Below are 12,481 nucleotides of genomic sequence, written 5' to 3' on the forward strand. Positions count from 1 at the left end.
TTCCCCATGAATAATCTAAATTCTCTGCAGGAAATCGCACGCGCGATCCGCAACCTTATCCGCACCGGCATCGTGACCGACGTCGACCACGACGAGGGGCTTTGTCGTGTCCAGACCGGCGGCATGGAAACCACCTGGCTGAACTGGCTAACCTGCCGCGCCGGTCGCTCGCGCGTATGGTGGGCTCCATCCGTTGGCGAGCAGGTGCTTTTGCTGGCGATCGGCGGCGAGCTCGATACGGCGTTTGTGCTGCCCGGCATTTTCTCGGATGACCATCCCGCGCCGTCTACCTCCCCTGATGCGCTTCATGTTTCCTTTCCTGACGGGGCGGTTATTGAGTACGAGCCCGAAAACGGCGCGCTCACCGTGTCAGGCATCAAAACCGCAGACGTCACCGCGTCTGAGTCCATTACGGCCACCGTGCCGGTGTTGCTGGTTAAAGCGTCGAGCCACATCACGCTCGATACGCCGGAGGTGGTGTGCACCAACAAGCTGACAACCGGCACGCTCGAAGTGAAGAACGGCGGGAAGATGAGCGGGGACATCGAGCACACCGGCGGGACACTGAAATCAAACGGCGTGCAGGTGGATAACCACGCGCACGGCAACGTACAGAGCGGCGGAAGCTGGACTAAGGGGACGCAATGACGGTGCGTTATCTGGGAATGAACAGCCAGACCGGCCTCAGTATCTCTGAGGTTGAGCATATCCGGCAAAGCGTACGCGACATTCTGGTCACGCCGGTTGGCTCGCGCGTCATGCGCCGTGAATACGGCTCGCTCCTGTCGCAGATGATTGACCAGCCGCAGACCCCGGCGCTGCGCCTGCAGATTATGGCCGCGTGCTATTCCGCGATCCAGAAGTGGGAGCCCCGCGTAAATCTCTCGACCATCACCTTTGAACGGTCGGAGATCCGCGCTGATAAAAAAAGGGACGTTCACGGTCGACGAAATCGAGCACAGGGGCGCACCTGATACGCTGACCATCCGGGGGCGAAGCGCCGATTTTCGCGGGACGCTGAACTCGCGCCGGGAACAGTCTTGGCATGACACCACGCTCGGGCAAATTGTGGAGACGATTGCGGCACGCAATAAGCTGACGGCCAGCGTGGCCGACACGCTGAAAGCCGTCGCCGTGCCTCACATTGACCAGTCGCAGGAATCGGACGCGGTGTTTCTGTCCCGCCTGGCTGAACGGAACGGGGCGTCGGTTTCGGTAAAAGCGGGGAAACTGTTATTCCTGAAAGCGGGGAGCGGTAAAACTGCCAGCGGTAAGCCCATTCCGCAGATGACGCTTGAGCGCGGCGACGGCGATCGTCATCAGTTTGCCATTGCTGACCGGGAAGCCTACACCGGCGTGACGGCAAAATGGCTGCACACCAAAGACCCCAAGCCGCAAAAGCAAAAGGTGAAGCTCAAACGTAAGCCCAAAGAGAAGCACCTCCGCGCACTGCAGCACCCGAAAGCGACCAAAGCCCCGGGAAAGGCCAAAGCCAAAAAAGAGCAGGAAGCGCGCGAGGGTGAGTATATGGCCGGTGAGGCTGACAACGTGCTGGAACTGACGACCATCTACGCGACTAAGGCGCAGGCCATGCGCGCCGCGCAGGCGAAGTGGGACAAACTGCAGCGCGGCGTTGCGGAGTTTTCAATCTTGCTGGCGATTGGCCGGGCAGATTTATTTCCTGAAACGCCCATCGCGGTGAAAGGGTTTAAGCGCGTCATAGACGATCAGGCGTGGATAATCAGCCGGGTGGTGCATAACCTCAACAGCAACGGCTACACGACGGGCTTAGAGCTTGAGGTTAGGGTTTTGGATGTGGAGTATGAAAGCGAAGAATTAACGCAGTGACTTACTTTTAACTATTTGTTATATAGGGATAAAGTGAGTAAAATTAACTCATCGGAAATTAAATGAGGTGCTCGCTATGTTTCACTGTCCAAAATGCCATTTCGCCGCTCACGCCCGCACAAGCCGCTACTTTACTGATACGACCAAAGAGCGGTATCACCAGTGCACAAACATCAACTGCAGCTGTACATTTGTCACCACTGAGACGGTGGAGCGTTTTATCGTTTCGCCGGGTGAGGTAGTGCCAGCGCCGCCGCATCCGACTACTTCGGGTCAGCAACAAATCCATTGGATGTGACCGATGAAAGAACCCCGAATGCGGGGCTTTTTCATTTGGAATTTACTCTTGTTATCTAAGCTAATGTAACGAACAATAAAGATATTGCCACTGAAGAGACTTTATCTTTCAGTTTTTTTGTTTGGAGTTTAAATCATTTTTCTTTATTTGCTCAAAAGGAATAAGAGGCAAATCAACATCAACAAGACCTGCTGATAAACCAATTTCTTTTCGATAATTTTCTATATCATGAGGTTCAAACCCGTCGTACAAGAATTTTCCCCAACGCAACCAATCACCAAACAGTTGAGAGTAAGGTTCAGGGTCGAAGTACTCTGTACCGTCCGTAGATAATTCACATGGATGATCAACATACCCCATAAAGCGAGGAGGCAAAATCGGTACTATATCGACTGGTCGCCGAGTTTGAACTGGTGGGAGCTGTTCGCGATGGAAATAAGCCGGTAGATCTGCATATCTTGGCGCACCGAAAATATAGGCTGGATGGCTATTAAATCGTAGCAATTCCTGCAGTATAGCTGCCACAGCTCCTCCTAATGAATGTCCACAAATGTATATCTCTTTATTTTGATAATCCAGTGAGTTGAGAGTTTTCTTAATCAGCGGAAATAAGCGTATGGCTTCATAAGCAAAGCCTCCGTGGAATCGAACGATGTGAGCTCTGTTGTACGGTATAAACCAGTGGTCTTCAATTATGCCCATGTCAACAGCGACAGGACTGGCCCGAAAGTTTAATCTCCAGTCATACAGAAATGCAGTACCGCGTACACTAATGAAAAGTTTGTCCTGTACAACTCGTCCTACGGCCACGACACTTCGAGTGGAAACTTCGAATCCAGGCAAATCGAGGGACTGTGTTACTGCACTTAAGTCAATTGTTTCGCCTCCATCCTTTATCCATGAGCGATAACCTTGGCAAGGAATTAATTTGACTCGTTTCTGTGCATCGATTTCCCATTTCGGGATGTGATAGTAAGCGAGTTCTGCAAACATGGAGCATATATATCTTAATGTATTGTTTTTCTTGGTTTCTTCAGTTTTTGGGTCGTCTAAAATTCGAACAAGATTGTAAATATCATTGAGTGCATATTCAGACAATTTATAACTCCTTATGAATTACTAAAGACGTCTGTGTAGTATTCAAAAATATCATGTGAATGATTTTAATATCAAGGGGTTATATGCATAACACTCTTTCCTGAGGAAAAGTTTTATCTGTAATCAGTTTGATATCGTCTTGATGAGCACTTATGCCATTTTCAACGAGTCACAAAGTAATGTTAACTTCTCGGTCAAAGTTGGGGTTTACGACTTGAGTTGTTGGCATTGGCACTCACATTCACTATCTCTTATTGGATTGCCAAAACAAAGCCCCCGTTTTTGAGAGGGCTTCTTGTATCGATGTGGCCAATATGTGGACGTGACCTAAAATAAATCCTTTTATTTCATTGTGTTGAGTCGTTTTAAAAAGCTCCTGAGGGAGCCTTTTTATTATGTTTGACAACACCTCAACTGTTAGTTGTATAGTGCAACTAACCGATGAGGGCACAACATGCACAGCGAAACTCCACTAGTCAGTGTTATTCGACGTTCCTCGCGCCTGATGGTGCGAGAGTTAGGTTTTATGGGGTCTACCCTGGCCTCAACGAATTACTCGCCTTCGGCCGTCCATACTCTGGTCGAAATTGCTCTGCGTAAGGAGATGACGGCGAGTCAGCTGGTGCAACTGCTGGGCCTGGAAAAGTCCAGCGTCAGCCGGATGCTGGCTCGCCTGATTGCCGCGGGCGAACTTGAGGAGGTCATTTCTACTGAGGATGCGAGAGCAAAGAGCCTCAGGCTGACCGCGAAAGGTCACGAGACGGTCAGCAAAATTAATGCCTTCAGCAACGAGCGCGTGGTCACAGCAATAAAGGGTCTTGCTCCAGCGCAGCAGCAGACCATTTCTGAGGGGCTCTCCCTTTATGCCAACGCGCTGCTGGCATGCCGCGAGGCGGGCAACGATATGCAGCCCGACGAGCTGAAGATAGTGCAGGGGTACATCCCCGGCATGATTGGCCGTATTGCGGAGATGCATGGCAGTTATTATTCGCGGGAGCATAACTTTGGTCGCTTCTTCGAGGCCAAAGTGGCTTCAGGACTGGCCGAGTTCAGTGAAAGACTGGAGAAGCCCTGTAACCAGATTTGGCTGGCAGTACTCAACGACAAAATTGTCGGCTCGGTGGCGATCGATGGCGAGGATCTGGCGCCGGGTGAAGCCCATCTTCGCTGGTTTATTCTTGATGATGGCTGTCGGGGACACGGCGTGGGGAAAAAACTGCTGAATGAAGCGATGCGCTTTTGTGACAGCGTTGGTTTTTCTGCCGTGCATCTCTGGACATTCAATAAGCTGAGCGCCGCACGACGTCTGTACGAGTCGTTTGGGTTTACGCTGGTAAAAGAGTGGGAAGGCGACCAGTGGGGGAGCCTGATTACAGAACAGCAGTTTACCCGGCACAGAGACGCGTAATCGCCACCATAAAAAAGGCTCCTTTCGGAGCCGCTTCGGTATCAGAACACTTTTTTGTACGGCCTCACCGTCACTTTTGCATACACACCCGCTGCAACGTACGGGTCTGCATCAGCCCAGGCCTGAGCGGCTTCCTGGGATTCAAATTCAGCAATAACCGTGGAGCCGGCAAAACCGGCAGCACCCGGATCGTTGCTGTCGACTGCGGGCATGGGGCCAGCGGTCAGTAATCGGCCTTCATCCTGGAGCAGCTGCAAACGTGCCAGATGCGCAGGGCGTACAGACTGGCGTTTTTCGAGCGAATCAGCAACATCTTCAGAGTAAATTACGTAAAACACGGCGAAGCTCCTTAACCGGTAAAAGTGTCAGTTACGTTATGTGAAAGGGCAAACGACTGCAATGTAAAATAAAAACAATGTTAATACCCTGATCTGAATGCGCCTTTTTTGGCCTCTCAGGCGCTAAAGTTGCGCCAGAGCATAGTGTCTTATTGAATATGATTGCTATTTGCATTTAAAATCATGGTTCGGTTTTTTAACGTTGATGAATATGACTTCGATGACCCTTGATTTACCTCGCCGCTTTCCCTGGCCGACGCTGCTTTCTGTCGTGATTCACGGTGCCGTTGTGGCGGGTTTGCTGTATACCTCGGTTCATCAGGTTATTGAAATGCCCGCGCCCGCGCAGCCGATTTCCGTGACGATGGTATCGCCAGCGGATCTCGAGCCGCCGCAGGTTGCCCCTCCGCCGCCGCAGCCGGTGGCAGAGCCTGAGCCAGAACCCGAGCCCGTTCCGGAGCCACCGAAGGAAGCCCCGGTAGTGATCCACAAACCTGAACCGAAGCCAAAACCTAAGCCGAAGCCAAAGCCGGTGAAGAAGGTCGAGGAGCGTCCGAAACGCGAGGAACGTCCGGTTGAACCGCGCGCGACCCAGACGGTGGAGAATGCGGCGCCTTCGCGTCCGGTGATGAATAACACCGCAGCCGCGCCTAAGCCGACAATCAGTGCCCCTGCGGGTCCGCGCGCGCTGAGTCGCAACCAGCCTCAGTATCCGGCGCGAGCGCAGGCCTTGCGTATTGAAGGCCGCGTAAGGGTTAAATTTGACGTTACTGCCGATGGCCGCGTGGATAACGTGGAAATCTTGTCCGCTCAGCCTTCTAATATGTTTGAGCGCGAAGTGAAATCGGCGATGCGCAGATGGCGCTATGAGGCCGGGAAACCGGGCAACGGACTGATTGTGAATATAGTTTTCCGCCTGAACGGCGGGGCGCAAATGGAATAAAAAAAGCCTCCTGATGGAGGCTTTTTTTTGCCTGTCAATCAGGCCTGCGGAAGTTGACGAGGTTTGCCCTCGCTGTCCACTGCAACATAAATAAACAGCGCTTCGGTGGCCTTATAACGCTGCCCAATAGGTTCAGAAGAGACTTTCTTAACCCATACTTCGATGTTGATTGAAATAGAGGTGTTGCCGCGTTTGACGCAGCGCGCGTAGCAGCAAACCACATCTCCCACCGCAACCGGGCGCAGGAAGGTCATGCCGTCCACTCGCACCGTCACCACGCGCCCGTGGGCAATCTCTTTTGCCAGAATTGCGCCGCCCATATCCATCTGCGACATCAGCCAGCCGCCAAAAATATCGCCATTGGCATTGGTGTCAGCGGGCATTGCCAGTGTGCGTAAAACCAGTTCGCCCTGCGGGGCGTTAGTTGTTGTCATTGTTTTAACTCGTAACGGAAGACTTCAGGCGGGATGCTACTATGATTTTACAGTGGAGAGAATAGACCAGAACGCCTGTCGTTGACGTTCTGGTCAGTCATTAATCAGTGCTTGTCGTCTTGCGGCATGTGGCGATAGATGTATACGCCGCTTAACAGCGTGAAGATAAGGGTCAGCGCAGTCAGGCCAAAGACCTTGAAGTTGACCCAGATATTCTGCGGCAGCCAGAAAGCAATATAGATGTTAGCGAGACCGCAGAGAATAAAGAAGACCGCCCAGGCGATATTCAGACGGGACCAGACTTCCTGAGGCAGCGTCAGCTCTTTGCCCAGCATGCGTTGGATCAGCGGTTTTTTCATCACCCACTGGCTGATTAATAATGCGCCCGCAAACAGGGCGTAAATCACGGTCACTTTCCACTTGATAAATTCATCGTTATGGAAGAACAGAGTCAGTCCGCCGAATACGGCGACCAGGACGAAGGTGACCAGCGCCATTTTTTCGACTTTACGATAGCGAACCCAGCTGTAGATCAGAACAACTGCCGTTGCAACGATCAGCGCAGTGGTCGCGGCATAAATATCGTACAGCTTATAAAAAGCAAAAAAGACCACGAGCGGTAAAAAATCAAGAAACTGCTTCATTCTGTGATTCCATCTTCTGAGCGGGGCGGGAGGCTGCGATGCCTCCCGCCTCTGGATTACTGACGAATTAACATATACAGGCGGAACAGATAGACCAGCAGTACCGCTGAAATCAGGTTGCTCAGCGTATTCGCCACTACCGCGCCAACGTTCGGCGTTAATACCGCAAAATTCGGTGCAAACAACAGCAGGAGCGTTTTGGCGAGCAGCCAGCCGATCACGGCGGGAGCCACCAGACGCATATTAGCCCATGCCAGTCGGATGCTGCTGCGCATCGCGGTAAAAATACCCATCTTATCCTGCACGACCATCACCGGGGCAAACGAGAGCACGATAGCCAGCAGTACGCCCGGCACCACGACCAGCATTATCCCCATCTGCACCAGCAGGGTGGTCAAAAAGATCAGGATAAACAGCTTAGGTAAGACCGGCGCGCTGGCACCAATCGCCCGTAAGGCGCTGACCCGGTGACCCGCCGATACAAGCTGAATCATCAGCAAAACGCCGCCCGCCAGAACTGCATTACCAATCAGGCCCGAGAAGGTGGACGCGGCAGAAGCGCGCAGCAGAATTTGCTGCTGCTCCGGCGTCATGTTTTGCACCAGCTCAAACAACCCCACGCTACCCGCAAGATGGTCGCCCTGGCTCAGGCTGGCAATCTGTTCTTCACTCGGTGAGAACGCATGACCCAGCACCACCGTGATAAAGGCGCAAAGCAACGCGATCAGTAAAAAGGTAATGAACTGATTGCGGAAAAAGTTTCCCGTGTCACGGTAGACAGACTTCGCCGTGATAGACATGCACTCTCCTTGAGTATTGCAGGTGTTAATTAGCCGGCAATTGTACACCGGATGCACCTGCTGTGGCAGCATCAAGGCTTGTATGGAAAAGCATATCTTTGTAAAGCGGCGGTAATCCAACGCGGGCGCGGGCGCGGTTACAGGCTTCGTTGACCTGCCCATCTTCCCCCGACATGGCAAATTCCCGGCACGGGCTGGGCCGATCCTCATAGATGGAACACCTGGTAGAGACCCCGGGCTCGCCCTGTAGCGCCACGCAGCGGGCCTGCTTTTGGTTTGTGCCGCTCATGCAGCGCAGAAAAGGCGTTAGCGGCTCTGTGAGATGAACCGGAACGGTACCGCCGCCATCGCTGGCTTCGGCCCAGTAGAAAGAGACTCGAAAATACGCACAACAGGCTCCGCACGTCATGCACGGGTTGATATCACTCATGGCACACCTGCTAAAGAAGAACGCATCAAATCAACTTGTGAGAGCGATAAATTATCCAGCCGCCAGAGGAAGAGCAAGAGGGGGAAAAGGGAAAATTTTGTAACCGTGAAATGCCAAAAATTGACATGGAAACAACTTATCACTTTTGGATGCGTAACAAAAAATTAATCCAGATCAATGAATGTTAAGTTACTGGTTTTAATGTGATCTGTAGCAGATCACTTATTACTCATTTGTGAGTATATTCTCATCCGCGATTAAAACCACAACGATGGAGCGGATATGAAAAAATTAGCGGTGGCAGCCCTTGTATTAAGCAGTCTCTCTGGCGGCGCGTATGCGCATGAAGCAGGCGAATTCTTTATTCGTGCCGGTTCGGCTACGGTTCGCCCGACTGAAGGATCGGATAACGTGCTGGGTATGGGCGGTTTTAACGTCAGTAATAACACCCAGTTAGGGTTAACGTTCACCTATATGGCGACGGAAAACGTTGGTGTTGAGCTTCTGGCTGCAACGCCGTTCCGTCATCGCGTAGGTCTGGGCGCAACCGGTGATATCGCTACGGTTCACCATTTACCGCCAACGCTGATGGCGCAATGGTACTTTGGTGATGCCAGCAGCAAGGTGCGTCCTTATATTGGCGCCGGTGTGAACTACACCACTTTCTTCGACGAGAAGTTTAACGATACCGGTAAAGAGGCCGGTCTGACTGACCTCAGCCTGAAAGATTCATGGGGTATGGCGGGGCAGGTCGGTCTGGATTATCTGATTAACCGCGACTGGCTGATTAACGCCTCGGTCTGGTACATGGATATTGATACGGATGTACGCTTCAAAGCGGGCGGTCAGCAGCAAAGTATCAATACTCGCCTGGATCCGTGGGTGTTTATGTTCTCTGCGGGTTATCGTTTCTAATCCCCCGTCAAACTGGCCACAGGGTGGCCAGTTTGCTTTGCTCACTTCAAAACGACGGATAAACCGGCCGCTCATCAAGCTTTACGCAGTGCCTCAGGATATTTTCTCCATCATATAAATAGCTGAAAGCGTCGCTGGACAGGGAATGAAAGAGAATATCGCCGTTGGCAAACGGGATGATTTCGGTATCACCTGCACGTTTATGTCCCGCGCCGGTTTCAAAATGGCCGTGCCATCGTTCCTGGGTATGGTCATAAACGTGCAGAATGACCTCGACAAGTCCTCTTTGCGGACAATTAAGGCGCAGGAAGGTAGAAGAGAAATTCAGGGACAGCGCATGGAAGGGAATCAATAAGGCGAAAACCAGTAAAGCTCGTAAATACATCAAACCGCGAAAACCTCCTTCAAAAGGGAAGTGAGATTTTACTTAAGTCAAAAAACGCGTTTTTGCCGTGGATCAAGATGTCTTATAATTCAATACGATAAAGGCCCCTCGCGAGGCCCTTAGCGATCATTTTTGAATCAAATAGCGAATGGTCGGGCCATCCTGCTGGATATCCAGCACCGTGTAGCCGTGGTTTTTCGCATCCAGCGGAATGTTGTTGATGGATTGCGGACAGTCGCTGACCACTTCCAGAATTTCCCCTCTTTTGAGCTGCGGTAGGGCTTCAAGCGTGGCAAAAGCCGGATAAGGGCAGGGTTCACCGACCATATCCAGACGGTAATCGGGCACGATCTCTTTCATGCAGCATTCTCCTGGGTTTCTGTTTTAACACTCGCGCGACGGAAGAAGCGTTTCTCCTGCGCGACAACCAGTAAAAAAGCGACCAGCAGCAGGGCGTAGGTGACCAGCAGGCCGCCGAGAGGCCCGAAGGTGTTCAACAGGTTTACCTTGTCCCAACTCGTGGCAAGCGCCGGAGACAGATCGTCCCAGAAGTAAGCCAGGATCGTCGAGCCGATAACATTTCCCAGTCCCACCCACCAGTAATGCACCTGACCTTCAACGGCTCGGTACATCCAGCCGGTTTCACACCCGCCAGCCAGCACGATCCCGAAGCCAAACAGCAGGCCGCCAATGACCGCGTTAGGACCGGTCCACATGATTTTCGGTTCGACGCCGAGCTGAACATAGCTGAAGATACCGATGGCGCTGACCGCCATCCCGGCGATAATCGCCTTTGCCATCATCGTCCGGCCGGTGATCCACATATCGCGAAACGCGGAGGTAAAGCAGATCTGCGCGCGTTCAATGAGCAGACCAAAACCCACGCCGAACAGCATCGCCAGGCCGAGTTTGGGCTGATTCATCGCAGTGCAAAGCGCCCAGGCGACCATAGCAAAAAAGATCAGCATACCGAGGCGGAAACGGCGACGCGCCTGGTCTGGCTTCTGGGTTAACGGAGACGCTGCGCTGACTTTTGTCATTTTCACCGGAATGCGGAACAGCGGCAGCAGGGTGAATTTTGCGCCAAAGTAAGAGCCGATGGCCGTGGCGACAGCAAAGAACCAGGCGTGAAGCGAAAACTGAGGAATCCCCGTAAAGAAAGCGGCCAGGTTACAGCCCATCGCCAGACGGGCGCCAAACCCGGCAATGATACCGCCGACCACCGCCTGCATTATGCGAATACGGCTTTTGGGCATCCGCAACTTAACGTTGTTTGCCCACAGCGCCGCCGCGAAACAGCCGCCGAACATGCCGACGATCATCATCCCGTCGATGCGGGTAAGCGGCGTGCCGTCCAGATGAATGAGTTGAAAGTAACCCCACTCTTCGGTATGCACGCCAGCGAGCTGTAGCAATTGACCACCCCAGCGGGTGAACTCGCCGGTCACGGCCCAGAAGGTGCCGGTGATGCCGAAATAGTAGGTAGAGAGAATGCCTGCCGCGATAACGGCCGGAACAGGTGACCAGAACTTAACCAGGTAAGTCTGTTTGAAGGCGTGCCATGACATGAATAAGCCTCTGAACTCAGAAGGTGTAAGTGAATTTAACGGACTGGAATATATATCTTTTTCGTTTGCCTCAAAACCTCTCCAAACCTTTTCTGCAAAATACCGCCTCTTTTTATGACCTCAGTCATTAAACCGTGCTGCGTTTGGATTCTCGGCACGGCTGCGGAATTCAGAGACGCAAGAGCCGTTGATATACCTGATGTTCTGACAGAGACTCTGGCTGGAGTGCGGGTGGATCCTGAATCGGCGTTAACACCAAAAACGCACTCTTATTCAGCTAACCACCTGGCAGATATAAAAACTGCACCTTAAAACGACAGGGCTAAGATAATTCCCGCGATATGAGTCAAATATATACAAAAGGGTTTGCTTGAAAGCTGAGTTTTAACAGTACCGCTGCTCAAAAACGACTTTTATATGTGTCTTTTTTTCAGAATATCCTCATGCTAATTACCTTTGCTAAATTAGAATATTCGCATATGGACTGTTAGTCTTTGATTTTGTTACTTCCGGTTATAAAACGATATCAGACATAGAAGCTGGCAATTCTAAAATTTTTTGTGAATGGACGCCTCCGTTCGTATTATGTACGTCGAAGGCCTGGTGAGGAGAGAGTGATATGGAAGATGTTGTTTATGTTATCGATGATGATGATGATGCATATAGGCTGTTTGTGGTTAAATTGTTAATGGCGAAAGGTTATCAAACTTTTGACTTCAAAAATGCCGAAGAATTTCTCTCCTGCCCCATAGTTGATCATCCCTCATGCTTAATACTTGAAATTAACACGCCAGACACTAACGGTTTCGATGTGATAGATGCCCTGAAGGAACGTGGCTGTACAATACCGATAATTATCCTGACTATGACAAGCTCAATCCCACTCTGCGTACAAGCGATGAAAGCAGGTGTTCGGGACTTTTTGACTAAGCCAGTCGAACCGGAACAATTTATCAATGTCGTGAAAGATGTGCTAATCGAAGCGACTAATAATTTTTTAGAGCAGCAAAGAATATTCGAGCTTTGTAAAAACTATCAGGCATTGACACGGCGCGAGAAGCAGACCTTTGAGTTGGCGATTAACGGCCTGCAAAACAAACAAATTGCGTCTGAACTGGGCATATCAGAAATTACCGTGAAGGTCCACCGACGCAGAGTTATGGATAAAATGCAGGTGCGTACTTTAGCTGATTTGGTCCATGCTGCCGGTACGTTACAAATTGGTAAGTCCCGATGCCCGCCCCGGAAACGTTATTAATAAAGCATAATTGAGGCTGACCTGCCCCCACGATTAGATACAACACTCAGTTAGTAACGTCGGAATCTTCATTCTCAGAATGACCCTTTCTCCAGCCCGCTGCAAATTCAGACG

General features: G+C 51.4%; 17 protein-coding genes. 8 read left to right on the forward strand and 9 right to left on the reverse strand.

Translation table 11 applies throughout. The features are described 5' to 3' along the window. Positions 1 to 6 precede the first annotated feature (6 nt). From ACMWLG_RS19285 to ACMWLG_RS19300, 4 genes are all read left to right on the forward strand, one after another. A complete protein-coding gene (locus ACMWLG_RS19285; protein WP_047063715.1) occupies positions 7 to 648 on the forward strand; it encodes a phage baseplate assembly protein V in 642 nt (213 codons plus the stop codon). After that, positions 645 to 974: a GPW/gp25 family protein gene (locus tag ACMWLG_RS19290; protein ID WP_047063714.1), complete on the forward strand. Its 330-nt coding sequence runs from the start codon at positions 645 to 647 to the stop codon at positions 972 to 974. The genes ACMWLG_RS19285 and ACMWLG_RS19290 overlap by 4 nt, the downstream gene beginning before the upstream one ends. Continuing rightward, positions 898 to 1,848 carry a contractile injection system protein, VgrG/Pvc8 family gene (locus tag ACMWLG_RS19295; protein ID WP_229218519.1) on the forward strand — a complete coding sequence of 317 codons (951 nt, stop codon included), beginning with the start codon at positions 898 to 900 and terminating at the stop codon, positions 1,846 to 1,848. Before ACMWLG_RS19290 ends, ACMWLG_RS19295 begins: the two co-directional genes overlap by 77 nt. Positions 1,849 to 1,924: 76 nt before the next feature. Next, a complete protein-coding gene (locus ACMWLG_RS19300; RefSeq protein ID WP_047063712.1) occupies positions 1,925 to 2,146 on the forward strand; it encodes a DNA-binding transcriptional regulator in 222 nt (73 codons plus the stop codon). A 108-nt stretch (positions 2,147 to 2,254) separates the two neighbouring features. Here ACMWLG_RS19300 and ACMWLG_RS19305 read toward each other — a convergent pair whose 3' ends face one another. After that, positions 2,255 to 3,244 (reverse strand): lipase family protein, encoded by a 990-nt coding sequence (locus tag ACMWLG_RS19305; protein WP_047063710.1) that lies wholly within the window; start codon positions 3,242 to 3,244, stop codon positions 2,255 to 2,257. Positions 3,245 to 3,698: 454 nt separating this feature from the next. Here ACMWLG_RS19305 and ACMWLG_RS19310 point away from each other — a divergent pair, with 454 nt between their 5' ends. Further along, a complete protein-coding gene (locus tag ACMWLG_RS19310) occupies positions 3,699 to 4,652 on the forward strand; it encodes a helix-turn-helix domain-containing GNAT family N-acetyltransferase (protein ID WP_045404908.1) in 954 nt (317 codons plus the stop codon). A 41-nt stretch (positions 4,653 to 4,693) separates the two neighbouring features. Here the strand turns inward: ACMWLG_RS19310 and ACMWLG_RS19315 are convergent, their stop codons facing one another. Beyond that, the gene (locus tag ACMWLG_RS19315) at positions 4,694 to 4,990 is read right to left on the reverse strand and encodes a YciI family protein (protein ID WP_023327637.1); all 297 of its coding nucleotides are present in this window, start codon (positions 4,988 to 4,990) and stop codon (positions 4,694 to 4,696) included. A gap of 220 nt (positions 4,991 to 5,210) precedes the next feature. Between ACMWLG_RS19315 and tonB the strand changes: the two genes are divergently transcribed. Beyond that, a complete protein-coding gene (gene tonB / locus ACMWLG_RS19320; protein WP_045404905.1) occupies positions 5,211 to 5,933 on the forward strand; it encodes a TonB system transport protein TonB in 723 nt (240 codons plus the stop codon). Between the two features lie 38 nt (positions 5,934 to 5,971). On the opposite strand, the gene yciA is transcribed toward tonB, so the two are convergent. From yciA to ACMWLG_RS19340, 4 genes are all read right to left on the reverse strand, one after another. After that, the gene (yciA, locus tag ACMWLG_RS19325) at positions 5,972 to 6,367 is read right to left on the reverse strand and encodes an acyl-CoA thioester hydrolase YciA (RefSeq protein ID WP_008502796.1); all 396 of its coding nucleotides are present in this window, start codon (positions 6,365 to 6,367) and stop codon (positions 5,972 to 5,974) included. Positions 6,368 to 6,471: 104 nt separating this feature from the next. Next, positions 6,472 to 7,011, reverse strand: a complete 540-nt coding sequence (locus tag ACMWLG_RS19330; RefSeq protein ID WP_025756566.1) for a septation protein A — start codon at positions 7,009 to 7,011, stop codon at positions 6,472 to 6,474. Between the two features lie 56 nt (positions 7,012 to 7,067). After that, positions 7,068 to 7,811, reverse strand: coding sequence for a YciC family protein (locus ACMWLG_RS19335; RefSeq protein ID WP_033145752.1), 744 nt, complete (start codon positions 7,809 to 7,811; stop codon positions 7,068 to 7,070). 25 nt (positions 7,812 to 7,836) lie between these two features. Next, positions 7,837 to 8,241 (reverse strand): YkgJ family cysteine cluster protein, encoded by a 405-nt coding sequence (locus tag ACMWLG_RS19340; RefSeq protein ID WP_021240310.1) that lies wholly within the window; start codon positions 8,239 to 8,241, stop codon positions 7,837 to 7,839. A gap of 282 nt (positions 8,242 to 8,523) precedes the next feature. On the opposite strand from ACMWLG_RS19340, the gene ompW reads away from it, so the two are divergent. After that, positions 8,524 to 9,156, forward strand: coding sequence for an outer membrane protein OmpW (ompW, locus tag ACMWLG_RS19345; protein ID WP_023312086.1), 633 nt, complete (start codon positions 8,524 to 8,526; stop codon positions 9,154 to 9,156). 46 nt (positions 9,157 to 9,202) lie between these two features. Here ompW and ACMWLG_RS19350 read toward each other — a convergent pair whose 3' ends face one another. The 3 genes from ACMWLG_RS19350 to yedE form a co-directional block, all read right to left on the reverse strand. Next, positions 9,203 to 9,541, reverse strand: coding sequence for a hypothetical protein (locus ACMWLG_RS19350; RefSeq protein WP_047174179.1), 339 nt, complete (start codon positions 9,539 to 9,541; stop codon positions 9,203 to 9,205). A gap of 126 nt (positions 9,542 to 9,667) precedes the next feature. Further along, positions 9,668 to 9,901, reverse strand: coding sequence for a sulfurtransferase-like selenium metabolism protein YedF (gene yedF / locus ACMWLG_RS19355; RefSeq protein WP_045404898.1), 234 nt, complete (start codon positions 9,899 to 9,901; stop codon positions 9,668 to 9,670). Then, positions 9,898 to 11,109 (reverse strand): selenium metabolism membrane protein YedE/FdhT, encoded by a 1,212-nt coding sequence (gene yedE, locus ACMWLG_RS19360; protein WP_045404896.1) that lies wholly within the window; start codon positions 11,107 to 11,109, stop codon positions 9,898 to 9,900. Before yedE ends, yedF begins: the two co-directional genes overlap by 4 nt. A 619-nt stretch (positions 11,110 to 11,728) precedes the next feature. Between yedE and ACMWLG_RS19365 the strand changes: the two genes are divergently transcribed. Continuing rightward, a complete protein-coding gene (locus ACMWLG_RS19365; RefSeq protein WP_045404894.1) occupies positions 11,729 to 12,367 on the forward strand; it encodes a response regulator transcription factor in 639 nt (212 codons plus the stop codon). Positions 12,368 to 12,481: the final 114 nt, after the last annotated feature.

The organism is Enterobacter sp. 01-M-02-SI-ECC (genome assembly GCF_047530595.1).
Classification (GTDB): domain Bacteria; phylum Pseudomonadota; class Gammaproteobacteria; order Enterobacterales; family Enterobacteriaceae; genus Enterobacter; species Enterobacter cloacae_M.

Excerpts from the sequence above, each read along its gene's own strand:
- ACMWLG_RS19285 (WP_047063715.1), top strand. The coding sequence starts at position 7 with ATGAATAATCTAAATTCTCTGCAGGAAATCGCACGCGCGATCCGCAAC.
- ACMWLG_RS19290 (WP_047063714.1), top strand. The coding sequence starts at position 645 with ATGACGGTGCGTTATCTGGGAATGAACAGCCAGACCGGCCTCAGTATC.
- ACMWLG_RS19300 (WP_047063712.1), top strand. The coding sequence starts at position 1,925 with ATGTTTCACTGTCCAAAATGCCATTTCGCCGCTCACGCCCGCACAAGC.
- ACMWLG_RS19310 (WP_045404908.1), top strand. The coding sequence starts at position 3,699 with ATGCACAGCGAAACTCCACTAGTCAGTGTTATTCGACGTTCCTCGCGC.
- tonB (WP_045404905.1), top strand. The coding sequence starts at position 5,211 with ATGACCCTTGATTTACCTCGCCGCTTTCCCTGGCCGACGCTGCTTTCT.
- yciA (WP_008502796.1), bottom strand. The coding sequence starts at position 6,367 with ATGACAACAACTAACGCCCCGCAGGGCGAACTGGTTTTACGCACACTG.
- ACMWLG_RS19330 (WP_025756566.1), bottom strand. The coding sequence starts at position 7,011 with ATGAAGCAGTTTCTTGATTTTTTACCGCTCGTGGTCTTTTTTGCTTTT.
- ACMWLG_RS19335 (WP_033145752.1), bottom strand. The coding sequence starts at position 7,811 with ATGTCTATCACGGCGAAGTCTGTCTACCGTGACACGGGAAACTTTTTC.
- ACMWLG_RS19340 (WP_021240310.1), bottom strand. The coding sequence starts at position 8,241 with ATGAGTGATATCAACCCGTGCATGACGTGCGGAGCCTGTTGTGCGTAT.
- ompW (WP_023312086.1), top strand. The coding sequence starts at position 8,524 with ATGAAAAAATTAGCGGTGGCAGCCCTTGTATTAAGCAGTCTCTCTGGC.
- ACMWLG_RS19350 (WP_047174179.1), bottom strand. The coding sequence starts at position 9,541 with ATGTATTTACGAGCTTTACTGGTTTTCGCCTTATTGATTCCCTTCCAT.
- yedF (WP_045404898.1), bottom strand. The coding sequence starts at position 9,901 with ATGAAAGAGATCGTGCCCGATTACCGTCTGGATATGGTCGGTGAACCC.
- yedE (WP_045404896.1), bottom strand. The coding sequence starts at position 11,109 with ATGTCATGGCACGCCTTCAAACAGACTTACCTGGTTAAGTTCTGGTCA.
- ACMWLG_RS19365 (WP_045404894.1), top strand. The coding sequence starts at position 11,729 with ATGGAAGATGTTGTTTATGTTATCGATGATGATGATGATGCATATAGG.